Origin of the sequence: Orlajensenia leifsoniae, from assembly GCF_004570845.1 — a bacterium.
Classification (GTDB): domain Bacteria; phylum Actinomycetota; class Actinomycetes; order Actinomycetales; family Microbacteriaceae; genus Orlajensenia; species Orlajensenia leifsoniae.
On the sequence record NZ_SPQZ01000003.1, the window covers coordinates 65,662 to 89,839 of the forward strand.

Sequence of the window (24,178 nt, forward strand, 5' to 3'; positions counted from 1 at the left end):
ATTCCTGCACGATCCCGGGGACTGCAGAACTCCGTCGCGACAGGGGGCACCCAGCCGCCGATCGTAGACTTGAGAGGTGAAGGCTTCCTCCTGGGTGACGTACACCGTTCTGCGACTGCTCGCGTTCTTCGTGCCGTTCGCGGTGCTGATGCTCGTGAACGTGCCGTGGTACGTCTCCGCCATCGTCGCCGCCCTGTTCGGGCTGGCGTTCTCCTACATCTTCCTGCGCCGTCCGCGCGAGAAGGTGGCCACGTCGATCTACGAATCCCGCCACCGTGACAAGCCGCTGGTGAACGCCGACGACGAGAGCGAAGACGCCGCCATCGATGACGCCTCGACGACGGATGCCGCCCCTGGAGCCCCAGCTGCAGGTTACGGCTCGGCATCCGTCAGCTCGCAGAAGGCCACGAGTGACGCCGGCGGCTCAGAGGGCGAACGCCAGTCCTAGTCCGATGCCCATCAGCAGCCCGGTGAAGCTGGTCAGCTGCAGGGCGAGGATGAGCTCGGGCGCGGTCTTCGCCGTGATGGTGATGAGGCAGGCCGGCAGCGCCAGGAGCAGGGCGAACAGCACCAGCCACGCGAGCGGGTAGAGCAGCGCCAGGAACGCCACGATCACGAACGGCGCCAGCAGGAAGACGCAGAACAGCGCCTTCGCCCAGCGTGCGCCGATCAGGACGGCGAGGGTGCGCTTGCCCGCGACCTTGTCCTGGGCGATGTCGCGGATGTTGTTGACCATGAGCACGGCGCAGGCGACCAGCCCGAGGGCGACGCCGGCGAGCCAGCTCTCGAGGTTCACGTCGAGCACCTGAACGAAGGTGCTGCCGGCCGTGGCCACGAGTCCGAAGAAGATGAAGACGACGAGCTCGCCCAGCCCGAAGTACCCGTACGGACGCTTGCCGCCGGTGTAGAACCAGGCCGCGACGATGGCCACGGCCCCCACGGCGAGCAACCACCACTGCTGGCTGGCGATCACGAGCAGCAGGCCGGCGACGGCCGCCAGCCCGAAGAACACCAGCGCGACGGTGAGCACGCGCTTCGGGGCGACGGCGCCCGACGCGGTGAGGCGGGCGGGTCCGACGCGATGCGCATCCGTTCCCCTGATGCCGTCGGAGTAGTCGTTGGCGTAGTTCACGCCGATCTGGAGGCAGAGGGCCACCACGAGGCAGAGGAGCGCCCGCACCCAGTGCACGACCTCCGGGTCCGTGAGCACCACGGCGGCACCGGTGCCGGCCGCGACGGGGCCGACGGCCAGCGTCAGCGTGCGCAGGCGCGCTCCGGACACCCAGTCGCCGAAGGTGACCCGGCCGAGCGGATGCTCCACCCCGGCGGCGCGCTTGGCCGGGTTGCCGCTGCGGGCCGGGTTCGTGCGGGCTGCGCCGCTGTTCTGCTGGGTCTGTCGTGATGTCTGGGCCACGAGGTGCATCCTAAAGGCTGGAGCTATGCGCGGTACTGCGCCGTGAGTAGCGCGGCGATGGTGCGGCGATCGGGCTTGCCCGAGGCGAGAAGGGGCAGCACGTCGAACTCCCGCAGCACTGCAGGGCGTGCAGCGACGCCGAGAATTCCTCCGACGTGCGCGCGGATGTCGTCGAGCTGCGGATGCCGCTGCCCGTCCCGCGCGCCCGGCAGGGCGATCGCCGGAACCTCTCCCCACTGCGGATGCCGCACGCCGACCACGACGGCGTCCTCGAGTCCGGGCAGCGCACGCACGGCACGCTCCACGGCGTCGAGCGACACCTTCACGCCGCCCGAGATGATGACGTTGTCGGCGCGGCCGAGCACGCGGAGCCTGCCGTCCGGGGCCAGCTCGCCGAGGTCGCCGGTGCGATACCACCGGCATCCGTCGCGCTCGACGAAGGCAGCGGCGGTGCGCTCCTCGGCATCGAGGTAGCCCCACGCGAGGGTGGGACCGGCGAGCTCGACGAGGCCGTCGCGCACGGCGATCTGCGTCGACCCGATCGGCACGCCGTCGTAGACGCAGCCTCCAGCGGTCTCGCTCGATCCATAGGTGCGGGTCACGGCCAGGCCGAGCGCGGCGGCGCGATCGAGCAGGGCCGGGGGCGACGCCTGTCCGCCGAGCAGGATGCGGGTGAAGCGGCGGGCCGCCGAGAGCACGGCATCGTCGTGCTCGGCGGCATCGACGATGCGCGCCAGCTGCGCCGGCACCAGGGACGTGAAGTGCAGGTCGGCGGTGAGGCGTGACGCGGCATCCGTGAACGCCCCGGCATCGAAGTGCGCGGCGTCGAGCAGCACCGGCGTGGTGCCCGCGGCGATCGAGCGCACGAGCACGTTGGCGCCGGCGATGTAGTGCGCGGGCAGGGCGAGCAGCCACTGGCCCGATCCCCCGATGGCGGCGGCGGATGCCGCGGCCGAGGCGAGCAGGGCTTCGGCGCCCAGCGCCACACGCTTGGGGCGACCGGTCGAGCCGCTGGTCTGCACCACGAGCGCGACCTCGTCGGGCACGTTCGGCGCCTGCCCGAGGTCCGCCGCGACGAGCGCGTCGTCGGCGGGTGCGACCGGGAACACGGCAGGACCCGAGCCGTCGAGGGCTGCGCGCAGACGCTGGAGAACGGCATCCGCGTTCCCGCCATCGACGAGGGCGAGCGGCCTGGTCACCTCAGAACTGCCAGGGGAACGGCGACCAGTCCGGCTCGCGCTTCTCGAGGAAGGAGTCGCGCCCCTCGACGGCCTCGTCGGTTCCGTAGGCGAGGCGGGTGGCCTCGCCGGCGAACACCTGCTGGCCCACGAGCCCGTCGTCGACGGCGTTGAAGGCGAACTTGAGCATGCGGATGGCCGTCGGGGACTTCGTGAGGATCTCGCGGGCCCACTCGATGGCCGTCGACTCGAGCTCGGCGTGCGGTACGACGGCGTTCACGGCGCCCATCTCGTAGGCGCGGTCAGCCGAGTACTCGCGGGCGAGGAAGAACACCTCACGGGCGTTCTTCTGGCCGATCTGTCGCGCGAAGTAGGCGCTGCCGTAGCCGGCGTCGAACGACCCGACGTCGGCGTCCGTCTGCTTGAAGCGCGCCTGCTCGCGGCTGGCGATGGTGAGATCGCAGACCACGTGCAGCGAGTGCCCGCCGCCGGCCGCCCAGCCGGGAACGACCGCGATGACCACCTTCGGCATGAAGCGGATGAGGCGCTGCACCTCGAGGATGTGCAGGCGGCCGGAGCGCGCGGCGTCGATGCCCGTTGCAGACTCTCCGTCTGCGTACTTGTACCCGTCACGGCCCCGGATGCGCTGGTCGCCGCCCGAGCAGAACGCCCAGCCCCCATCCTTGGGGCTGGGTCCGTTGCCCGTGAGCAGCACGACGCCGATGCGCGGATTGGTGCGGGCGTCCTCGAGGGCCGCGTAGAGCTCGTCGACGGTGTGCGGCCTGAAGGCGTTCCGCACCTCGGGCCGGTTGAACGCGACGCGGGCGATGCGACCGTCGGTGCTGTGGTGGTACGTGATGTCGGTGAGGCCGTCGTAGCCGGGAACATCCGTCCACTGGCTCGAATCGAAGATCTCGGACACCGCTGCCGGCTGCTGGCTCATGCCTCCAGCCTATTCGGCGGTGCCGGAGGAGGGCGCGGAGCGTCGTGAGGTGCAACGATGGGGAGGTGCCACTGCCGCCGCTCGTCGAACTGCTGTCCTCCGCTCGTGTCGTCGCGCTTCCGCTGCGCACCAGGTTCCGTGGGATCGAGGTGCGCGAGGCCATGTTGTTCGAGGGCCCGGCGGGTTGGACCGAGTTCTCCCCCTTCGTCGAGTACGACGATGCCGAGGCCGCGAGCTGGCTGAGCGCCGCCATCGACTTCGGCTGGCGCGAGCTTCCGGTGCCGCTGCGCACCCGCATCCCCGTGAACGCGACGATTCCCGGGGTGGCCGCAGACGAGGTGGCCGGCATTCTCGCCCGCTACCCCGGATGCCGCACCGCCAAGGTCAAGGTCGCCGGCGGCGACGTGTCGCTCACCGACGATGTCGCCCGTGTCGCCGCCGTGCGCGAGGCGCTCGGACCCGAGGGCCGCATCCGTGTCGACGCGAACGGCAACTGGAACGTCGACGAGGCCGAGCACGCGGCTCACGCTCTCGAGCCCTTCGACCTGGAGTACATCGAGCAGCCCTGCGCCACGGTCGAGGAGCTCGTCGAGCTGCGTCGCCGTGTGCGCTACATGAGCATCCCCGTGGCCGCTGATGAGAGCGTGCGCCGCGCCGAGGACCCGCTGGCCGTGGCCGAGGCCGGAGCGGCCGACCTGCTCGTGATCAAGGCCCAACCCCTCGGCGGGATCAAGACCGCGCTCCAGATCGTGGGGCGCGCGGGGCTGCCCGTGGTGGTCTCGAGCGCCATCGACACCAGCGTGGGTCTGTCGATGGGCGCCTTCCTCGCCGCGAGCATTCCCGAATTGGAATACGACTGCGGTCTGGGCACGGCCGAGCTGTTGGCCGCCGACGTCACGACCGAGCCGTTGTCGGTGACGGATGGCGCCATCGATGTGCGGCGGGTGGTCCCGGATGCCGCCCTCCTCGACCAGCACGCGGCTTCACCCGAGCGCCGCGACTGGTGGCTGGCGCGGCTGAAGGCCGTGTACGCGTACCTGTAGCGGCCCTTCGCCCGCAGAGGCACGGGAGCGCAGCGAGCGCGCCGAAGCGCACCACCCGGTTCCCCTCCCGCTGGTCGAGTAGTGCCCGAGCGCAGCGAGGACACGTATCGAGACCACCCTTCGGGTACGGGTGATCTCGATACGCCGGCTCGCTCCGCTCGCGGGCTACTCGATCATCGAAGACGCTTCGACCGCGGACTCCGTCCGGGCCTCAGCGAGCGGTTCCGTCACCTACCAGAGCAGCACCGGCAGCGGGATCGACCGCGAGCTCTCGTACGGCGCCACACCTGCGAACGTGGTGCGGATGAGGTGCAGCCCCTTGCCGAGCTTCGGCAGCTTCACGTCGATGCGGCCCTTGTCGCCGGCCTTCAGCGTCTCGGTCGCGATCACCTTGCCGTTGTCGGTCACGGTGATCGTGCCCACCGGGTTGCTCCGATCGGCGGCGATCACCTTGCCGACCACCTTCACGGCGCTCCCCGCCTTCGCGAGCAGCTTGTTGGGCGCCGCGAGCACCGTCGTCTTGACCGGAGCCGGAGCCTGGTCGTCGAGCAGCACGGCCACCGAGCGGCCCGGAATCGTCACCGACCCTGCCGCCTTGTTCCACGTCGTCTGCTTGACCACGGCGTCGGCTCCGGATGCCTGCACCGAGGACAGCGCGTAGTTCCGGCCCTTCAGCGAGGGCAGCGCCTGGGTCGCGGCATCCGGAGACGCGTTGAACACCACGAGGGCGCCGTCGAGCTCGGGGTCGGCATCCGGACCCACCAGGTCGTCGATGCTCATCGCGATGACGCCGGGCACGGCCGCCGGACCGCTGCCCGGGAACGACACCTTCTGGTCGATGAGCTCAGCGGAGCCCAGTCGCAGCAGGTCGACGTCGGAGCGCAACCGCAGCAGATCGAGCGCCTGCGCCTCGGCGGCGGCGATGTCGGCCGCGGCCGGCTTCAGCGCCGGGTCGGCGAGCAGCGGCGCCATGATCGGCCACTTGTCCTCGTTGTCGGCGGCCGGCGGGAGGCCGGAGCCGAACGTCGACGTCTGTCCGGTCCAGTCGATGCGGTTGAACCAGTCGCCGGAGTTGAAGCTGTTGCGGTCGAGGGACTTCGAGCGCAGCAGTTCGGTGCCCGCGTGCCAGAACGAGGGCGCCTGCGACAGAGTGGCCGTGGCCAGCGACAGCGTGTTCATGCGGATGCGGTCGGCCATCGGGGTGTCCGTCGGCAGCTTCAAGACGCCGAGGTCGTAGAGCGTCTCGTTGTCGTGGGCGTCGAGGTAGTTGATCGTCTCGGCCGGCTCATCGGAGTAGCCGGCGGGCTGCCCGTTGTAGTCGAGCGCGTCGCCGCGCTTGACCGTGCCGTCGGCGGTCTCGAACTCGTAGCCGCGCAGGTTGCCGGCGAGCCCGAGCTTCACCAGGTCGGTCTGGCGGGCGAGCGCCGCTGCAGCCTCCTCGGGCGTGCCGTTGATGACGTTGCCGTTGGAGTCTGTCGACAGCCCCGTGCCGTAGCCCTGCGCGTAGGTCGTGCTGGCGTCGACGGGGCTGCCGCCGTGCACGGCATCGCGCAGCCTGTCGTTGAAGGTGCCGATGCCCGTGCCGCCGAGCTGACCCTGAGTGGCCTGCTCGAACAGAGCGTTGTCGGCCACCTCGCCGAAGTTCCACCCCTCGCCGTACAGGTAGACGGCCTGGCCGTCCACTCCGTCCGCGGCCAGCGTCAGCTCATCGAGGGCCGCTCGCACGGCCAGCATGTTGGCCTTGGAGTGGTGTCCCATCAGGTCGAACCTGAAGCCGTCGACCTTGTACTCCTTCGCCCAGAGGACGACCGAGTCGACCATGAGCTTCTCGGCTGCCGCGTGCTCGGTGGCCACGTTCTGGCAGCAGGTGGAGGTCTCGACATTGCCGACGGCGTTCAGCCGCTGGTAGTAGCCGGGCACGACGCGGTCGAGCACGCTGCGCTGACCCTGACCGCTCTCGGCCGTGTGGTTGTACACCTCGTCGAGCACGACCTGCAGGCCGGTGGCGTGCAGGGCACCGACCATCTCGCGGAACTCCTCCACCCGTGCCCCGCCGTTCGGGTCGACGGCGTAGGAGCCCTCCGGCGCCTGGAAGTGGAACGGGTCGTAGCCCCAGTTGTAGCCGTCGGTGTCGGCGACTGCTGCGACGCAGGCCTGCTGCTCGGCGGATGCCGGTCCGAAGCTCGCGAGGTCGCAGGCCGGCTGCTGCTGGGCTGCGCGGTCCTCCTCGATGGTCGCGAGGTCGAAGGTGGGCAGCAGGTGCACCGTGTTGATGCCGGCGTCGGCGAGCTGGCGCAGCTGATCCGTTCCCGCGCTCTCCCGGGTGAACGCACGATACGTTCCGCGCTCGGCCTCGGGCACGGTGGTGTCTCCGATGGAGAAGTCGCGCACGTGCAGCTCGTAGATGGCACGGTCGACGGGCTTGTCGATCACCGGCGCCTCGGTGTTCGCCCACTGCTCGGGCGCCCATTCGTCGTCGGCGAGGTCGACGACCACGCTCCGCTCGGAGTTCGTGGTGAGCGCCACCGAGTACGGGTCGGTCACCGAGTTGGACTCGATGCTGCCCGTCGTGGGCGCGTAGACGTCGACGGACCAGCGGTACTCGGTTCCCGCGGTGACGGATGCGTCACTCACGGCCCAGGTTCCATCGGCGTCGTTCCACTCGGCGGGCACCGACACCGGGTCGCCGGCCACGCCGGTCGGGTAGACCAGCAGCTCGGCACTCTGCGCGGTGGGGGCCCACAGTCGCAGGGTGGGGGTCGCTCCCGACCAGCTCACGCCGAGAGTGCTCGAGCCGAGTTCGGCGGCGTAGAGGTCGTCGAGCACGCCGGGGAGCTGCACGCCGGTGAGGGCGCTGAGCGTGTCGTCGGTCTGCTGCGAGACGAGCAGCTGCTCGGTGAGGAGTCCCGCGACGTCGGAGCGGGAGAGGTCGACCGGATGCAGCGCCACATAGCTGGCGAGCGCCGGGAAGGCTGCCTTCTCGGCATCCGAGAGTCCGGCGGAGTCGTACTCGAGCTCCACTGCCCCGTCGTCGCCGGTCACGGCCCCGTCGGTCGCGGCGAGCGCGGCGTCGGCCGAGTGATGCAGGGCGAAGGTCGCGTCTGCGGCATCCGTGTCTCCCAGCAGGGACTGCGGCCAGGCCAGAGTGTTCTCGCTCACCCAGTGGGCGCGCAGCTCTCCGGTGCCGGCGAGGGGCGGGTCGGCCAGCACGATTTCGAGCACGTGGGTCGCGATCGTGTAGCGCAGGGTGACGAGCTTGCCCTCTGTGGCGGTGAAGGCGAGGTTGCCTCCGCCGGGGGCGCCGCCGACACCGTAGTTCTCGTCCCACGACAGGCCGTGTGTCACCTTCAGCTCGTAGGAGCCGGACGGGATCTTGTCGCTCGACCACTCGTAGACGCCGTCGCCGTCACCGTCGGTCAGCCAGGTGGCGAGGCACTCCGGCTGCCAGTCTCCGGGGCAGCCGACCTCGCTCTGGTAGCTGCCGGGCGCCGTGACCATCGGGCCCTGCGCCGTGTTCTGCACCTGGTGGGTGCGCGGGTCGAAGTAGAAGGTGATCGGTCCGCCGGGTGCCGTGTAGGCGATGTTGGCGCCGTCCTTCACTCCGTTCGCTCCGTAGTTGACGTCCCAGGAGCCGTTGAGCGCCACCTTGAACTCGTAGTCGCCCTTGGGGATGTCGAAGGTTCCGGCGTAGATGCCGTCGGCGCGCTTGGTGAGCTTGGCGGTCTCGCAGGCCGGGGTCCAGTCGCCGGCGCAGCCCATCTCGCTGTTGTGGCTGCCGGGGATGGTCACGAGGGAGATCTCCTCCTCGGGCTCCTCGGTCACCACTGTCGTCACAGCGTTGCCGACGGAGGCGTACGTGCTCGCCGCGGCATGGTTGCCTGCGGCATCCGTCGTCACCGCCCGATACTCGACGAGGGTTCCGGCCGCGAGGCCATTCACGTCGTGGAAGACGCGCGGCGCGGTGGTCTCGGCCGTGCCGAGCTCGGTCCACGCCGTGTCTCCGACGGTGCGCCAGGCGAAGCTGGTCTGCTGCCACGTGTCATCGGACACATCGGCCGAGACCGCGCTCACTCCCGAGAGGCCGGCACCGGCGGTCGGGGCCGCGAGGGTGATGGCCTCAGGAGCAGTCGGCGCGCTGACCGGCGATCCGGCCTTCCAGACCACGGCGCCGAGTGCGGGCACTGTGACGGATGCGAGCCCGTCGGCATCCGACGCCAGCGCACCGGTGGTGCCGTACAGCGGGGCGAACGCGCCGCTCTTCGTGAGCGTCGGAACCGACACCGTCTTCTCGGCGGCGGAGTTGTTCACGGCCACGAGGTACTCGGTCTTCTCGCTCGCGTCGACGCGGGAGAAGGCGTAGACGCCGGGCCCGTTGTCCACATAGCGCTCGATCTGCGCTCCGCTCGAGAGGGCGGGGTGCGCCTGACGCAGGGCGGAGAGTTCGGCGATGTGCGTGTAGAGCTCGCCATCCGTCGCGAAATGCTCCCCCGTCCCTACGGGCTCACCCGTGATGAGGTTCTGGCCGGTGTACTCGGACACCTGGCTGGGGAACAGGGTCTGGCGCGCGCTCTGGTCGTTGCCCTGACCGGCGCCGGCGAAGCCCTGCTCGTCGCCGTAGTAGACGACGGGCTGGCCGCGGGTGAGGAACATCAGGTCGTGGGCGAGCGAGTCGCGCTGCACGGCGGAATCGGTGTTCTGCAGGAAGTAGCCGACCCGGCCCATGTCGTGGTTGCCGAGGAAGGTGGGCAGCGCCGTCGCGGAGCTGTGCGGCGTCGTGTAGTAGTCGTCGCCGGCGAACAGGCTCTGCAGGCTCTTCGCCGAGTTGCCGGATGCGTACCCCACAGCCTGCGACTGGAAGGTGAAGTCGAGCACCGAGTTCATGTCGCTGTTGCGCACGTAGGGCGAGAGCTTCGTCGGGTCGGCGTCGTACACCTCGCCGAACATGAAGAAGTCGTCGTTGCCGATGGAGGCGGCGTGAGCCTTGACCGCCGTCGACCACTTCTGCCAGAACTCGAAGTTCACGTGCTTGGCGGTGTCGATGCGGAATCCGTCGATGCCGAGGTCTACCCAGTCGTTGTACACGTCGACGAAGCCGTCGACGACCTTCGGGTCCTCGGTCATGAGGTCGTCGAGGCCCGAGAAGTCGCCGAACGTCACCGACTCCCCCTCCCACGTCGAGTCGCCGCGGTTGTGGTAGATCGTGGGGTCGTTGAGCCAGGCCGGAACCTTCACGTCGGCCTCGGCCGGGTCGATGGTGGGCACGTACGGGAAGCTCGTGGCCGGGTCGAGCGTCGGGAAGTCCTCGGTTCCGGCGTACTCGGCCGGGTTGAAGGCGACGCCGTCGGCGTCCTTGTACGGACTCGTCGCCTGGTCGATGTACGAGGTCTGGCCGCCCTCGTAGGCGATCACGTCGGCCGTGTGGTTCGTGATTATGTCGAAGTAGACCTTGATGTCCTTCGCGTGGGCCTCGTCGATGAGGGCCTCGAGCTCGGCGTTCGTGCCGAGGTGCGGGTCGATCTGGGTGAAGTCGGTGATCCAGTAGCCGTGGTATCCGGCCGAGGCGTTGGCGCCGGTTCCCTGCACGGGCTTGTTCTTGAAGCTCGGCGTGAGCCAGATGGCCGTGGTGCCGAGCTGGTCGATGTAGTCCAGGCGCGAGCGGAGGCCAGCGATGTCGCCGCCGTTGTAGAAGCCCTTAGCTGTGGGGTCGTAGCCGGTGGCCAGGCTGTCACCGGCCAGGCCGCCGGTGTCGTTGGAGGCGTCGCCGTTCTCGAAGCGGTCGGTCATGACGAAGTAGAAGACGTTGTCTGCGCCGGGCTGGCGCACCGGGTCGGCGACGAGGTCGGCATCCGCATCGCTGTAGGCGCCATCGAGCTCGAGGGGTGCGAGGCCGACTCTGTGGGTGGTGTCGTCGAAGGTGAAACGGATGCCGGTCTCCCCGGCGATCGTGAGCGGGATGTTGTCTCCTCCGCCGTTCAGACCGTAGGCCTCGTCCCACGAGTCGTCGACGGCGACCTTGTACTCGTAGCTGCCGGCCGGGAGGGTGAAGTCTGCGGCGTAGACGCCGGGAACATCGGTCGGAGCCAGCTCGGTGTCGGCGCAGTCGGGCGCCCAGTCACCGGGGCAGCCCAGCTCGGACTGCAGCGAACCCACCAGGGCGAAGGTGCGCGGATCGTCGGCCAGGGCAGGCTGCACCCCGACCATGACCAGGGCGGATGCGGCCAGCGCAGCGATCGTTCCCGCAGCGAACCAGCGCCGTGTCTGTACCCGAACCGTCATCGTCGACTCCCGCTCTCGTCGGCACACCCCTGTGCCGCGCGTCGAGTGTGACGGTAGCAGCGCGCTCACCGCGCGTGCAAGCGTTTACACGTTAAATGTGCGAGGTCTCATACGGGAGGCTGCCCGATGGGCGGCGCGAGCGAGAGGAGGCGTGCAGCTTTCATGCAAGCGCTGTCGACCCCGAAGGAGGGGTGGGAGGCACGCTCCGGACGGTCGCTTCGCTCGGTCCTCAGCGAACCAAGGAGCGGGCCATCCCTACAGACCCGAGTATGCGTGCAGTCCCTTGAAGAACAGGTTCACGACGGTGAAGTTGAACAAGACGGCCGAGAAGCCGATGATCGCCAGCCACGCGGAGCGCGAGCCGCGCCATCCGCGGGTCGCCCGAGCGTGGATGTAACCGGCGTAGATGACCCAGATGATGAAGGTCCAGACTTCCTTGGTGTCCCAGCCCCAATAGCGCCCCCAGGCCTTCTCGGCCCAGATCGCACCCGCCATGAGAGTGAAGGTCCAGAGGATGAACCCGATGATGTTGATGCGGTAGGCCAGAGCCTCGAGCTTGTCCGACGACGGCAGAGTGGCGAGCAGGCGCAGGCCCGTCGCCTTCGCGCCGACCGCGATGCTCTCGCGCCGGAACTGCAGCAGCTGCACGACCGAGAGGCCGAACCCGAGCGCGAAGAGGCCGACGGAGGTCGCCGCGACGAACACGTGGATCACGAGCCAGATCGACTGCAGCGCCGGCGGCAGCGGCGAGACGGCCACGTAGAAGTTGACTGATGCGAGCCCCAACAGGATGAGCACGAGCCCGGTCACGAAGGTGCCGAGGAAGCGCACGTCGACGAACAGGTTCGTCACCAGGAACACGGCGACGATGATGAGCGTGCCCGTCATGGCGAATTCGTACATGTTGGCCCACGGAACGCGGCCGGCCGCGAGCCCGCGCAGGATGTCGGCCGCCAGGTGCAGCAGCCACGCGACGACGGTGAGGGCGACGCCGACGCGCAGAGCGGCCGAGCGTCCATACCCGCGAGGGGCACCCGTCACCGGAGCACTGGACGTGATCGTGGCCGTCGAACCGTAGCCACCAGCCGCCGTGACATTCAGGCCCGCGGATGCCGCAGCAGTGCTGCTCGCACCCTCAGCGACCTCGTCGATCGACGACGAGCGCTTCGCCAGGTCGATCGCATAGGCGATGAAGGCGATCGCGTACACGGCCATCGCCGAGTACAGCGCTATGACGGACATCTCATCGAAGTTCACGGCTCAACCCTACGCTTCACGGTATCGATCTCTGACGGCATTCTCATGCCCTGGCGTCCGGGGATTCCGGGGGTGCCACGGCCTCGTCTCCCTCGGCGACGGCTGCGGCATCCGGAGTGAATCCGGCGGAGTGCCTGTCTGCCACGGCAGCGACGGCCGCATCGAGCCCGGGGTCATCGCCACGGGCGAGCCCGGCGTACTCCATGCGCAGGGCTCCGCCACCGACGTCGTGCACCTTCACCCACACCCGGCGGCGAGGAATGAACAGGCTGGTCACGAGGCCGGCGAGCACGAGCAGCGCGAAGACCAGCACCCAGCCCTGCGTCGGGTCGTGGTGGATGTCGAGGGAGGCGAAGCGCAGCACGGACTTCGAGTAGTCGGTACCGGCGGTTCCGGCGGCGTCGCTCTCCTCGGTGACGGGTGGGGCCGCGTCTCCACTCGGGTTCGCCGCGTCTTCGAAGGTGACCGTGCCGAGGCCGTTCGGAAGCTCCTGCGTCTGACCAGGCATGAGCTCGAGAGCCTTCGCGTCGGCCTTGCCTCCGGCGATCTCGGTCATCGAGTCGGTGTCGAGGGTGAAGACGGATGTCGGAGTGCCTGCGTCGATGCCCAGGTCGCCCTCGAACACCTGGAGCGTGAGCACCGGGTACTCGAGGTCGGGGTAGCTCGAGAAGTACGGCGGCTGTTGAGCACCCTGCGTCGGGTAGAACAGGCCGATCATGCCGAGCTGCTCTGCGAGGCCGTCGGGGATCTTGACGACGCCGATGGAGGTGAGCTGGGCGTCCTGCGGGAGGAACGGGATGGCATCCGTGAAGACGACGGTGCCATCGGGATCGCGCACGGTGATCTGCGGGGCGTAGCCGTTGCCGAGCAGGTAGATGTTGGTGCCCCCGGTGTTCAGCGGCTCGTTCACCTTGATGGTCTGCTCCGAGGAGGCGCCGTCCTGCTCGGTGACCTGAACGGTCGCCGTGTAGTCGATGGGCTGCCCGAACGCCTTCTGGTTCTGCTGCTCGTAGGTGACGGCCATGTCGGTGAGCGTCAGCGAGTACGGGTCGAGGGTGTCGGGGTCGAAGAAGCGGCCGGGATTGAAGGAGTCGAAGGCCCCGAGGGTGTTGACGAAGGTCTGGCCCTCGACGAGCACCCGCTGGCCCGCGAAACCGAAGCCTCCGCCGAAGCCGACGGTCACGAGGATGCCGACCAGGGCGCTGTGGAAGACCAGGTTGCCCGTCTCGCGCAGGTATCCGCGCTCGGCGGAGACGCTCTTCTCGCCGGGCTTCTCGAAGACGGCGACCCGATAGCCGGCTGACCGCAGCTGAGCGCGGGCGGCCTCGGCGGCGTCATCGAGCGACCCGACGCCGTCACGCTCGGTGTAGCCGGCGAGGCGGCCGAGGCGAACCGGCGTGCGCGGGGGCTTCGCGCGCAGGGCGTCGAAGTGGTGCTTGGTGCGCGGGATCACGCAGCCGATGAGCGAGATGAACAGAAGGATGTAGATCGACGAGAACCACGCCGAGGTGTAGACGTCGAACGCCTGCAGCTTGTCGAGGAACGGCGCCAGGTCGGGGTTGTCGCGGAAGTACTGCGTGACGCCGTTGGGGTCGCTCGAGCGCTGCGGCACCAGCGATCCGGGAACGGCGGCCACGGCGAGCAGGAGCAGCAGGAACAGGGCCGTGCGCATGCTCGTGAGCTGCCGCCAGAACCAGCGCAGCCAGCCGACGAACCCCAGCTTGGGCTGCGTGATCTCGCCGCCGGAGCCGGAGCCTCCGCCGGATCCTGTGTCGCCGGACGACGGGTCGACGGATGCCGCAGCGTCGATGTGGTCGTCGGGGCGGCGCAGCCGCTCCTCGGCGCCGCCGCGTCCGTCTTCGTGCGGCCCGTCGTTCGCGGGGCGCTCGGTGTCATCAGAGGAAGAGGTCAAAGCCCGCCATCACCGCCTGCAGCTCGCTCATCCACGCCGTCCAGACTCCGGTCACCATGAGAACGCCCACGGCGATGAGCAGCACGCCTCCGATGATGTTGATCGTACGAATATGCCGTTTGAAGAATGTCACAGCACCGGTGACCCAGCTGAGCCCGAGGGCCACCAGCAGGAAGGGCAGGCCGAGGCCGATGCAGTACGCGACGCCGAGGATGGCGCCGCGCCAGGCCGAGCCGGAGTCGAGGCTGAGGCTGAGCACCGCCGCGAGCGTCGGGCCGATGCAGGGCGTCCAGCCGATGCCGAACACGATGCCGAGCAGCGGAGCACCGGCGAGGCCCGTGGCCGGGCGCCAGACGGGCTTCAGCTGGCGCTGCAGGAAGGTGAACTGGCCGATGAAGACCAGGCCCATGATGATGACGACGACGCCCAGGATGCGGATGATGAGGTCGGAGTAGACCTTGAGCCACACGCCGAGTGCGCCGATCGTCACCGTGTAGGCGACGAAGACCAGCGTGAAGCCGAGCACGAAGAGGGCGACGCCGAGTAGCAGCCTGCGACGGTACCGCCGTTCCTCGCCGGCGTCGGCCGAGGCATCCGTGAACCCTCCGATGTAGCCGAGGTAGCCCGGGACGAGCGGCAGAACGCACGGCGACAGGAAGGAGATGAGGCCGGCCGCGAGGGCGATGGGGATGGCCGCGACGAGCTGGCCGCTCATCACGATGTCGCCGACGCCGCCCACCTCAGTCGCTCTCGGCGAGAGTGTCGCGCACGAGGGTCTCGAGGATGGATTTGCTCTGCAGCTGGCCGAGGATGCGCGCGGCCACGCGTCCCTGCTTGTCGAGCACGAGCGTGGTGGGCACCGCGTTGGCGGGAACCTTCCCCGCGAAGGCGAGCTGCACGGCACCGGACTCGAGATCCATGATCGACGGATACGTCACGCCGTACTTCTCGTCGAAGGCCTGGGCCTGCGCTGGCTGGTCGCGCACGTTCACGCCGACGAAGGTCGCGCCGTCGTCGCCGAACTCCTGGTTGATCGACTCGAGGTCGGCGGCCTCGGCACGGCAGGGAGCGCATCCGGCGTACCAGAAGTTGACCACGAGCACATCGCCGGCGTGCTCGGTGGAGTCGAACTCGTCGCCGCTCTCCGTCGTTCCGGAGAAGTCGATCGCCCCACCGCGGTCCTCGACGTCGATCTCGGTGACGGTGCCGTCGCCGGCCACGTAGCCCTTGCCGCTGCCCGCGCGGTACTGGTCGGCGAGGGGATCATTCGTGCAGGCACCGAGCGAGACGACGGCCGCCAGGGCGATGCCGATGGCGACGGAGGCGCGCAGACGCGCTGAGGGACGCCGGCGCATCACACGGCTCCCACATCGGTCGCCTCGGCGTGCAGGGGACCCGCCGGGTCGGAGTACGCGACCTCGACGTAGACGCCGTCGCGCTTCTCGAGGCTCGTGATGGAGGACAGCTCGCAGCGACGCCTGCGGGGGTCGTGTGCGAGCCGCTGGCCGGCGACGGTGCGCGCGACCATCCAGATGGGCAACTGGTGGCTCACGATGACGACGTCGCCGCCGTCGACGGAGGCATCCGCGTCGGCGATGCCGGCCATCATGCGGGCGGCGATGGACGCGAACGGCTCTCCCCAGCTGGGCCTCAGCGGGTTGCGCAGCTTCACCCAGTTGCGGGGGCGGCGGAGCGCGCCGTCGGGGCCGGTCATGCGCATGCCCTCGAAGTCGTTCGCCGGCTCGATGAACCGCTCGTCGAGCCGGGGGGTCAGGTCGAGGGCGAGAGCGATGGGCGCCGCAGATTCCTGCGTGCGCTGCAGCGGAGAGGCGAACAGGGCACTGACGGGGCGACCGGATGCGACGATCTCATCAGCCGCGGCCTGCGCCATGCGCTGCCCGAGCACCGAGAGTCCGTAGCCCTCGAGCCGTCCATAGAGGACGCGCTCGGGGTTCTCCACCTCTCCATGACGGACGAGGTGGATTCGGGATGCTGCCACGCCCTCCAGTCTACGGATGCCGAAACCGCGAGTTCGCCGTGAGCGGGCGCCATCCCGCGCCCAGCGGGCACCACGACCCGCGGGTAGACTTTCCCCTTGTGACTCGAGTACTCGTGAAGAACCTCTCCGCCCTCCCCGACGGCCCCGTGACGGTGTCGGGCTGGGTCGACACCGTGCGCGACCAGAAGAAGGTGCAGTTCGTCATCCTCCGCGACGAGTCCGGCGCCGTCCAGATCGTGAACCCCGCGCTGCGCGAACTGCCCGAGGAGGCCGCAGAGGGCGACGCCGCCCGTCTCGCCACCACCGAGGCGATCTCGGCCCTGTCGCACGGCTCCTTCATCACCGTCACCGGTGAGCTCAAGAAGGACGAGCGCGTCAAGCTCGGCGGACTCGAGGTCAAGCTCGCGACCCTCGACGTCGTCTCCGCCGCCAACCCCGAGGCCCCCATCGCCGCGGACTCCAGCCTCGACAAGCGCATGGACTGGCGCTTCCTCGACCTGCGCCAGCCCAAGCAGGCGCTGATCTTCCGCATCCAGACCACCTTCCTGCACGCCCTCCGCAGCTACTGGGTCGAGAACGACTTCGTGGAGATCCACACTCCCAAGCTCATGGCCAGCGCCTCCGAGTCCCGCGCCGAACTGTTCGAGGTCGAGTACTTCGACGGCAAGGCCTACCTCTCGCAGAGCCCGCAGTTCTTCAAGCAGATGGCGCAGCCCGCCGGCTTCGGCAAGGTCTTCGAGGTCGGCCCCGCGTTCCGTGCCGACCCGTCCTTCACGAGCCGCCACGCTACGGAGTTCACCAGCGTCGACGCCGAGGTGAGCTGGATCGAGTCGCACGACGACGTCATGAAGCTGCACGAGGAGCTCATGGTCGCCGGCTTCACCGCGGTCAAGGCCAAGCACGGCGCCGAGATCCAGGAGCTGTTCGGCATCGAGATCGAGGTGCCGGCCGTTCCGTTCCCGCGCATCCCGCTCGCCGAGGCGAAGCAGATCGTAGCCGACCGTGGTTACGTCATCCCCCGCGCCGACGACGACATGGACCCGGAGGGCGAGCGCCAGATCGCCGCCTACGTCAAGGAGACGTACGGGCACGACTTCGTGTTCCTCACCGACTACGCCTCGAGCATCCGGCCGTTCTACCACATGCGCCGTGAGGACGACGAGACCATCACCAACTCGTACGACCTCATCTACAACGGCACCGAGATCTCGACCGGCGCCCAGCGCGAGCACCGCATCGACGTTCTCGTGGAGCAGGCCAAGGACAAGGGACTCGACCCGGAGGAGCTCGGCTTCTACCTCGACTTCTTCCGCTACGGCGTTCCTCCGCACGGCGGATTCGGCATGGGCCTCGCGCGCGTGCTGATGCTCATGCTGGGCGAGTCGTCGATCCGCGAGACCACGTACCTGTTCCGCGGTCCGACGCGCCTGCTGCCCTAGCTCGCGCACGCCTCCCTCATCGTGGTGCTCGAGTTGCCCACTTCCGCCAGTCAGAGGTGCTTGCCACTGGCGGAAGTGGGCAATTCGGCGTTTAGGCTCGGATCGTGAGCCGCCCCACCGTCGAACCCACCGAGATGGTGCCGCTTCAGGGCGGCACCTTCACCATGGGCTCGACCTTCTATCCCGACGAGTCCCCGGTGCACGAGCGCACAGTCGCGCCGTTCGAGATCGACCGGCATCCGGTGACCAACGCGCAGTTCGCAGCGTTCGTCGATGCGACCGGCTACGTCACCGTGGCTGAGCGCCCGCTCGACCCGGCCGACTTTCCGGGCGTCGACCCGGCCGATCTCGTAGCCGGCGGCCTGGTCTTCCAGCCGACGCCCGGTCCCGTCGACCTCCGCGACTGGCGACAGTGGTGGACGTGGGGAGCCGGCGCCAGCTGGCGGCATCCGTTCGGCCCGGAATCGTCGATCGACGACAGACTCGACCACCCCGTCGTGCAGGTGAGCTTCGAGGACGCCTCGACCTACGCGACCTGGGCCGGCAAGCGGCTGCCCACGGAAGCGGAGTGGGAGTTCGCCGCGCGGGGAGGGCTCGACGGCGCGCTCTACACCTGGGGTAACGCTCCGGATGCCGCCGGCGACCTGGGCGGCAACCACTGGCAGGGGTCCTTCCCCTATCGCAACATCGGGGCGAACGGATGGGTCGGAACGTCGCCGGTCGGCACCTTCCCGCCCAACGGCTACGGCCTGTTCGATTGCGCGGGCAACGTGTGGGAGTGGACGAGCGACTTCTACACCGAGCGCCACATCGTACCGGGCTCGGAGTTCGCCGAGGCCGGCGCTCGTCCCAACCTGCTCGCCGCCGCCAGCGCCGAGCCGGGATCCCTCATTCCGCGTCGGGCCCTCAAGGGCGGCTCGCACCTCTGCGCCCCCGAGTACTGCCTGCGCTACCGTCCGGCCGCGCGCTCCCCGCAGGCCGACGACTCGGCGACGACGCACATCGGCTTCCGCTGCGCGCGCTGACGCCCGCCCGCCCCGCGCGGTGCGCCTCGCCGAAGTGACACACATCGACGCTCGTGGCGGTGGACGAGCACCCATCCCCAGCCGTCGCCGTCAAGAGCCGGGCGGCGGCGGCAGCTGCGGGCCCGCGACCGCCTCCTCGACGGTCGCGAAGGAGCGCCCCGACGCGAGCACCCCGCGATACCACTCGGTGCGCCCGGCGATCTCGGCGGCCGACGCCGGCACCCCGGCCAGCCTCAGCTGCACGCCGGTCTCGGCGAGTTCGCGGTCGAGGTCCTCGAGCGCGTCGAGCACTGTCACCGAGGTCTCCCGCATCCGTGTCACATCGAGCACGACGGATGCGACCGGCCTGGCCGCATCGACGGCATCGAGCACTGCCAGCTCGGTCTCGAGGACGTTGGCCGTGTACATCGGGTTGCCCACGGTGATGACGAGCACGTCGCCGACACGATCGGCCGCGGCGACCCGCACCTTGTTGAGTGCGTGCAGCACTTCAGCCAGGGTCACGACGACGCCGACGGCTACAGCCGCGAGCAGTCCGGCGACGAGGCCGACGACAGCCGTCGAGAGCGCGATCCAGAAGTCCCGCGGGTTGATGTGCGCCAGCCGGACGAGCGCCCGGACGTCGATCAGGCCGATGACGGCGACGATCACCATGGACGCCAGGGTGGCCTGAGGAAGCAGACTGAGGACCGGACCGAGGAACAACGCCACGACCACGGCGAGCACCACCGTCACGAGCGCCGACACCTGCGAGCGTGCCCCTGCGCCCTGGTTCACAGCGCTCTGCGAGAAGCCGCCGGCCGCGGGCATCGACTGGAAGAACGACCCGGCGACGCTCGCAACGGCTGTGGCGAGGAGCTCCTGGTTGCTCTGGATCTGCGTCTCTCCGGCCCGGCGGATGCCGCGGGCCACCGCCGCGGACTCGAGGAACGCCATCACGGCGATGGCGAGCGCCCCGGGGAGCAGGGCGCCGACGTTCTCGAACGACGGCAGTACGAGCGCCGGGAGACCGGCGGGGACTTCGGCGATGAGTTCGACGCCGGCATCGGTCACGCTCGTGAAGGCGACCAGGAGGATGCCTCCGATCACCACGATGAGCGGCCCGGGGACGCGCGGCGCGAAGCGCTTGAGGACCAGCAGCACCGCGATCGAGACGGCCGACAGCGCGATGGTCGGCGCATTCGCCCCGGGCAGGGCCTCGGCCACACCGATCAGCGAGCGGATGAATCCGTGACCCGAGTAGTTCGACGTCTCCCCCAGGAGCTTCGGCAGCTGCCCGACGGCCACTGTCGCACCCACTCCCACCTGGATGCCGATGATCGTCGGCTTGTTGATCGCCTCCACGAGGGAACCCAGCTTGAACAGGCGCGCGAGAAGCAGCAGCACTCCCACCATCAACGTGAGCGTCATGAGGTCGCGTGACGGCTCGTCCGAGGCGACGGCGACGCCGGAGGCCACCAGCGTCGTGGCTGTGAGCGTCGCGATGGTCGAGGTCGTCGACACGCTCATCGCCCGCGATCCGCCGAGCATCGCGTAGACGAGCATCGGCACCATGCAGGTGTACAGGCCCACCTGCACCGGCAGGTTCGCGATGGTCGCGTACGCCATGGCCTGCGGAACGACGACGGCACCGGCACTGAGCCCGGCGATCACATCGTTCAGCAGGAACGACCCCTTGTAGCCGACGAGGGTCGGCAGCCACCACCGACGCAGCGACGAGGTGGGGGCTGTCGTCACGCGCCAGCCCCGGGCTCTGCGGCATCCGGGAACACGACCGACCAGTCGTCCTTCACACTGACGACGGTGATTCCGGATGCTGCGCTGGACGCCGCGTCCAATGCGGACTCGGCGCCCTTGTCGTATGGCGTGTCGCCACGGCCGGTGTCGTCGTCGTGGTGCACGAGCAGCGAGAGGCTGTTGGCACTGCCGGTGGCGTAGCGCAGCATCGGCAGGTCGCCGTTCGAGTTGCCCGCGGCGAAGATGGGCCTCCGCCCGATGCGGGTCCAGATGCGCACGGGCTTCACCGGCCCGTCGGCGAGGAAGTCGAAGCTCGCGCCGTAGTGCACGTCGTTCGTCTCCGCGTCGTAAACCAGACCGACGGCCGATCCGATCACGCGCTCCGGCGGGATGCCGTAGTTGTCGACGGTCATCGGCCGCATGAAGTCACGATCGCCGCCCGAGACGATATAGCAGGTGAAGCCGTTCGCCTCGAGGTAGGCGAGCAGCTCCACCATCGGCTGGTAGACGACTCCGGAGTAGGTCCGTTCCAGGACCGGGTGCAGGGCGTCACGGTAGAACTCGGCGACGGATGCCGCATAGTCCTCGACGCTCTCGTTCTCCGTCGCGGCGATGACCGCACCGACGACGGCGTGGAGGTCGGAGTCGTCGCCGGCGTAGTGCTTGTCGACCGCCGCGCCGAGCCACGAGAGGTCGCCCGTGGCGACGGCCGTGTACGGCTGCTTCTCCGCGAGCGACGGGTCCGCCTTCGCCGCGGCCGCCCACCGCTGAACGAGGTAGTGCAGCTGCGTGGGCATCGGCTTCTCGGTCCAGAGCGTGCCGTCGTTGTCGAAGACGGCGATGCGCTCCTCAGCGGGAACGGCCCCCGGACCGTCACCCGCCACCCGCTCCACGAAGTCGAGAATCGTCGAGCGGGTGGCGGTGTGACGCCACGAGGGCAGAATCCCTGTCATGTCAGTCGCGCGACATCGCGGCGGCCATGTGGGCCTCGGCGTCGATATAGGCGTCATCGGCGATGTCGAAGACGACCTTGGCGATCTCGCCGCCGGTGAACTCGAATCGCGATCCCGCGTACATGCTCGAGACGGCATCCGCCGAGTCGTAGCCGATGCACAGACCCTCGCCGCAGAGCGAGAAGTGCCCCAATACGGTGCGGATCTCCTGCTCGCCCACCTGCTGGTCGTCGATGAAGAGCTTCAGCGGACCGACTCCCTCGCGGTACTCGCCGATCTTCTCCTTCGTGAACTCGACCCCGATGATGTGCTTCCCCGACGTGGGCGCCGGCGCCGAGATGCGGTCCTCGGGCGGGATGCCGAGGAAGTTGTACGCGTACGTGATCGTGCCGTCCTTGATGAACAGCGCGTGGCCTCCGAAGCGAGAGCCGTGGGCGAAGATGATGCCCTCGGTCTCACCTGTGAGCTCCACCTCGGCGAGGATCTTGTACGAGACGTTGTGCACGTTCGCCGCCGAGCGCTCCGGCACCTCCGACGTGCCGGGATAGTACGTGTACTGCCCGCTCGGGGGTGCAGGCTGGTGGAACTCCATCGTGATGAAGGTCTCGAAGTCCTTCGCATTTCCGATGATCTGCAGGTCGTTGAGCGGCAGCACGTCGTTCGCCTTCGCCTCCTCGAGCCAGAGAGCCTTGAGCTCCTCAAGCTTCTCGGGGTGCTCCGCAGCGAGGTCATGCGCCTCGGCCCGATCGACGTCGGTGTGGAACAGCTGCCAGGTGTCGTTCTCGAATCCGCTCATGCCGGCCATCGGGCCGTGCTCGGCGACGGCCTTCCAGCCCTCGTGCCAGATGCCGCGACTGCCGAGCATCTCGTAGTACTGGGTCTTCTTCCTGGTGGGGGCATCAGGCTCGGCGTCGAACGTGTACGCCATCGAAACGCCGGCCAACGGGGTCTGCTCGACGCCGTTGTAGGTCTCGGGCATCTCGACGCCGCAGAGCTCGAGGATCGTCGGGACGATGTCGGTCGAGTGGTGGTACTGGCCGCGCACCTCGCCCTTCGCGGCGATGCCGGCCGGGTAGTGGATGACGAGAGGGTCGCAGACCCCGCCCTGATAGGAGTAGCGCTTGAACATGCGGTACGGCGTGGAGAAGGCCATCGCCCACCCCGTCGGGTAGTGGTTGTAGGTGTCCGGGCTTCCGAGCTTGTCGACCATCGTGAGGTTCTGGGCCTCGTCATCGGGATAGCCGCCGAAGATCTTGCCTTCGTTGACCGAGCCATTCGGGCTTCCCTCTCCGGATGCCCCGTTGTCGGCGCAGTACATGATGATCGTGTTCTCGAGCTGACCGGACTCCTCGAGGTAGTCCACGATGCGGCCGACCTGGGCGTCCGTGTACTCCGAGAAGCCGGCGAAGACCTCGGCCATCCGGCAGAACATGGCCCGCTCCTCGGCACTCAACTCGGCCCAGGGGCGGACGAGGTCAGTCTGCGTGAACGTTCCATCCGGCATCGGGTTCATCTGGGTGATGTCGGTTCCCTCCGGCAGGATCCCGCGCTCGATCATGCGCGGAAGAACCCACTCGCGGTAGGCCTCGTAGCCGTCATCGAACGCACCCTTGTACTTGGCGATGTACTCCTCGGGAGCGTGGTGCGGAGCGTGGTTGGCTCCGGGGCAGAACCACAGGTACCACGGCTTGTCCGGCTCGGTCTGCTTGACGTCGCGGATCATCTTGAGGGCTTGATCGGCGAGGTCCTTCGACAGGTGGTAGCCGTCCTCGGGGAGGTAGGGCTGGTCGATGTAGTGGTTGTCCTCGGCGAGCGACGGGTACCAGTTGTTGGTCTCACCGCCGATGAAGCCGTAGAACCGGTCGTATCCCTGGGCGAGCGGCCAGTTCTTCTTCGAGGCACCGGCCGTCCACTCGTCGATCGGCACATTGTGGTTCTTGCCCACCCAGAAGGTCGACCAACCGGCATCGCGCAGCACGTTGGCCATGGTGGCGTTCGACGGCGGGATGTGGGAGTTGTAGCCCGGAAAGCCGGTCGACGACTCCGAGATCGTAGCGAAGCCGTTCTGGTGGTGATTGCGGCCCGTCAGGAACGTCGATCGGGTCGGCGAGCACAGCGCCGTGGTGTGCCACTGGCTGTAGGTGAGTCCGTTGCCGGCGAGCCGGTCCATCGTCGGCATGTTGATCCGGCCGCCGTAGGGCGACCAGGCTGCGGTTCCGGTGTCGTCGTAGAGCACGACGAGCACGTTCGGGGCGCCGGCGGGTGCCTTGTCGGGGAGGAAGGCCTCCCAGTCGGCGGTGGAGTCCCGCACATCGAGCTTGATCTCACCCTTGAATTCCCGAGCCATGTCGCCTCTCCCCTGCCCGCCACCGGAAGGCGAGCCTTCTTCGACACTATTGCGCAGTCGCTGGGTTGAACAGAGAAACACGGGTGAACCGCGTGGGAACGTCGTGGCGGGCCCGGGCAGCCCCCTGGCCGCCACGCAGGCACAGTGAATGCTGAACTCTTTTCACTTGCGCTACATTGATGGCGACTACTGGCACCGGGATGGTCGCCGGTAACACCTGAACACTTACGGGAAAGGTCTCCTCATGTGGGGTAACTTCTGGGACATCATCTGGATATTCTTCTGGAGCTTCGCGTTCATCGCGTACCTGATGGCGCTCTTCGCGATCATCGGCGACCTGTTCCGCGACCACAAGCTCAGCGGCTGGTGGAAGGCCGTCTGGATCATCTTCCTGCTGTTCGTGCCGTTCCTCACGGCCCTCGTCTACTTGATCGCTCGCGGTCAGGGCATGGCCGAGCGCCAGCTCAAGGACGTCAAGGCAGCGCAGGCGGCGAGCGACGCCTACATCAAGCAGGTCGCCGGCTCCAGCGCCGCCGACGAGATCGCCAAGGCGAAGGCCCTGCACACTGCGGGCAGCATCACCGACGCCGAGTACGAGGCCCTCAAGGCCAAGGCGCTCGCGTAAGCGACAGCAGCACCTGAGAGGGCGATCGGC

General features: G+C 68.7%; 17 protein-coding genes. 5 read left to right on the plus strand and 12 right to left on the minus strand.

What is annotated here, in order from left to right:
* Window positions 1–76: 76 nt before the first annotated feature.
* On the plus strand, window positions 77–448 hold the full coding sequence (locus E4M00_RS08240; protein ID WP_135120039.1) for a DUF4229 domain-containing protein: 372 nt from the start codon (window positions 77–79) through the stop codon (window positions 446–448).
* On the opposite strand, the gene E4M00_RS08245 is transcribed toward E4M00_RS08240, so the two are convergent.
* From E4M00_RS08245 to E4M00_RS08255, 3 genes are read right to left on the minus strand one after another with little or no spacing between them, the layout of a single operon-like run.
* A complete protein-coding gene (locus E4M00_RS08245) occupies window positions 425–1,423 on the minus strand; it encodes a 1,4-dihydroxy-2-naphthoate polyprenyltransferase (RefSeq protein WP_082510577.1) in 999 nt (332 codons plus the stop codon). The genes E4M00_RS08240 and E4M00_RS08245 overlap by 24 nt on opposite strands.
* Before the next feature lie 14 nt (window positions 1,424–1,437).
* Window positions 1,438–2,613: an AMP-binding protein gene (locus E4M00_RS08250; RefSeq protein ID WP_135120040.1), complete on the minus strand. Its 1,176-nt coding sequence runs from the start codon at window positions 2,611–2,613 to the stop codon at window positions 1,438–1,440.
* A gap of 1 nt (window position 2,614) precedes the next feature.
* Window positions 2,615–3,535, minus strand: coding sequence for a 1,4-dihydroxy-2-naphthoyl-CoA synthase (locus E4M00_RS08255; RefSeq protein ID WP_135120041.1), 921 nt, complete (start codon window positions 3,533–3,535; stop codon window positions 2,615–2,617).
* Between the two features lie 65 nt (window positions 3,536–3,600).
* Between E4M00_RS08255 and E4M00_RS08260 the strand changes: the two genes are divergently transcribed.
* On the plus strand, window positions 3,601–4,578 hold the full coding sequence (locus E4M00_RS08260) for an o-succinylbenzoate synthase (protein WP_135120042.1): 978 nt from the start codon (window positions 3,601–3,603) through the stop codon (window positions 4,576–4,578).
* 231 nt (window positions 4,579–4,809) lie between these two features.
* Here E4M00_RS08260 and pulA read toward each other — a convergent pair whose 3' ends face one another.
* From pulA to E4M00_RS08290, 6 genes are all read right to left on the minus strand, one after another.
* Window positions 4,810–10,854, minus strand: a complete 6,045-nt coding sequence (gene pulA / locus E4M00_RS08265; RefSeq protein WP_135120043.1) for a pullulanase-type alpha-1,6-glucosidase — start codon at window positions 10,852–10,854, stop codon at window positions 4,810–4,812.
* A 255-nt stretch (window positions 10,855–11,109) separates the two neighbouring features.
* Window positions 11,110–12,096 (minus strand): c-type cytochrome biogenesis protein CcsB, encoded by a 987-nt coding sequence (gene ccsB / locus E4M00_RS08270; protein WP_135120523.1) that lies wholly within the window; start codon window positions 12,094–12,096, stop codon window positions 11,110–11,112.
* Between the two features lie 58 nt (window positions 12,097–12,154).
* Window positions 12,155–13,942 (minus strand): cytochrome c biogenesis protein ResB, encoded by a 1,788-nt coding sequence (gene resB / locus E4M00_RS08275; RefSeq protein WP_420813444.1) that lies wholly within the window; start codon window positions 13,940–13,942, stop codon window positions 12,155–12,157.
* Window positions 13,943–14,006: 64 nt separating this feature from the next.
* Entirely contained in the window at window positions 14,007–14,738 is a 732-nt protein-coding gene (locus E4M00_RS08280; RefSeq protein ID WP_193555577.1) for a cytochrome c biogenesis CcdA family protein, read from the minus strand.
* Between the two features lie 25 nt (window positions 14,739–14,763).
* Window positions 14,764–15,378 (minus strand): TlpA family protein disulfide reductase, encoded by a 615-nt coding sequence (locus E4M00_RS08285; protein ID WP_135120045.1) that lies wholly within the window; start codon window positions 15,376–15,378, stop codon window positions 14,764–14,766.
* The gene (locus E4M00_RS08290; protein ID WP_135120046.1) at window positions 15,378–16,022 is read right to left on the minus strand and encodes a histidine phosphatase family protein; all 645 of its coding nucleotides are present in this window, start codon (window positions 16,020–16,022) and stop codon (window positions 15,378–15,380) included. The genes E4M00_RS08285 and E4M00_RS08290 overlap by 1 nt, the downstream gene beginning before the upstream one ends.
* A 98-nt stretch (window positions 16,023–16,120) precedes the next feature.
* Here E4M00_RS08290 and aspS point away from each other — a divergent pair, with 98 nt between their 5' ends.
* Window positions 16,121–17,461, plus strand: a complete 1,341-nt coding sequence (aspS, locus tag E4M00_RS08295) for an aspartate--tRNA(Asn) ligase (protein WP_240036953.1) — start codon at window positions 16,121–16,123, stop codon at window positions 17,459–17,461.
* 134 nt (window positions 17,462–17,595) lie between these two features.
* Window positions 17,596–18,486, plus strand: coding sequence for a formylglycine-generating enzyme family protein (locus E4M00_RS08300; protein WP_135120525.1), 891 nt, complete (start codon window positions 17,596–17,598; stop codon window positions 18,484–18,486).
* A gap of 90 nt (window positions 18,487–18,576) precedes the next feature.
* Here the strand turns inward: E4M00_RS08300 and E4M00_RS08305 are convergent, their stop codons facing one another.
* The 3 genes from E4M00_RS08305 to E4M00_RS08315 are packed head-to-tail and all read right to left on the minus strand — an operon-like array spanning window position 18,577 to window position 23,523.
* On the minus strand, window positions 18,577–20,223 hold the full coding sequence (locus E4M00_RS08305) for a SulP family inorganic anion transporter (protein ID WP_135120048.1): 1,647 nt from the start codon (window positions 20,221–20,223) through the stop codon (window positions 18,577–18,579).
* Window positions 20,220–21,176, minus strand: a complete 957-nt coding sequence (locus E4M00_RS08310; protein ID WP_135120049.1) for an HAD family hydrolase — start codon at window positions 21,174–21,176, stop codon at window positions 20,220–20,222. The genes E4M00_RS08305 and E4M00_RS08310 overlap by 4 nt, the downstream gene beginning before the upstream one ends.
* 1 nt (window position 21,177) lies before the next feature.
* Window positions 21,178–23,523: an arylsulfatase gene (locus E4M00_RS08315; protein WP_135120050.1), complete on the minus strand. Its 2,346-nt coding sequence runs from the start codon at window positions 23,521–23,523 to the stop codon at window positions 21,178–21,180.
* A 244-nt stretch (window positions 23,524–23,767) separates the two neighbouring features.
* Between E4M00_RS08315 and E4M00_RS08320 the strand changes: the two genes are divergently transcribed.
* Window positions 23,768–24,148, plus strand: a complete 381-nt coding sequence (locus E4M00_RS08320; RefSeq protein ID WP_056169428.1) for an SHOCT domain-containing protein — start codon at window positions 23,768–23,770, stop codon at window positions 24,146–24,148.
* Window positions 24,149–24,178: the final 30 nt, after the last annotated feature.

Excerpts from the sequence above, each read along its gene's own strand:
- E4M00_RS08245 (WP_082510577.1), bottom strand. The coding sequence starts at position 1,423 with ATGCACCTCGTGGCCCAGACATCACGACAGACCCAGCAGAACAGCGGC.
- E4M00_RS08255 (WP_135120041.1), bottom strand. The coding sequence starts at position 3,535 with ATGAGCCAGCAGCCGGCAGCGGTGTCCGAGATCTTCGATTCGAGCCAG.
- pulA (WP_135120043.1), bottom strand. The coding sequence starts at position 10,854 with ATGACGGTTCGGGTACAGACACGGCGCTGGTTCGCTGCGGGAACGATC.
- ccsB (WP_135120523.1), bottom strand. The coding sequence starts at position 12,096 with ATGTCCGTCATAGCGCTGTACTCGGCGATGGCCGTGTACGCGATCGCC.
- E4M00_RS08280 (WP_193555577.1), bottom strand. The coding sequence starts at position 14,738 with ATGAGCGGCCAGCTCGTCGCGGCCATCCCCATCGCCCTCGCGGCCGGC.
- E4M00_RS08285 (WP_135120045.1), bottom strand. The coding sequence starts at position 15,378 with ATGCGCCGGCGTCCCTCAGCGCGTCTGCGCGCCTCCGTCGCCATCGGC.
- E4M00_RS08300 (WP_135120525.1), top strand. The coding sequence starts at position 17,596 with ATGGTGCCGCTTCAGGGCGGCACCTTCACCATGGGCTCGACCTTCTAT.
- E4M00_RS08310 (WP_135120049.1), bottom strand. The coding sequence starts at position 21,176 with ATGACAGGGATTCTGCCCTCGTGGCGTCACACCGCCACCCGCTCGACG.
- E4M00_RS08315 (WP_135120050.1), bottom strand. The coding sequence starts at position 23,523 with ATGGCTCGGGAATTCAAGGGTGAGATCAAGCTCGATGTGCGGGACTCC.
- E4M00_RS08320 (WP_056169428.1), top strand. The coding sequence starts at position 23,768 with ATGTGGGGTAACTTCTGGGACATCATCTGGATATTCTTCTGGAGCTTC.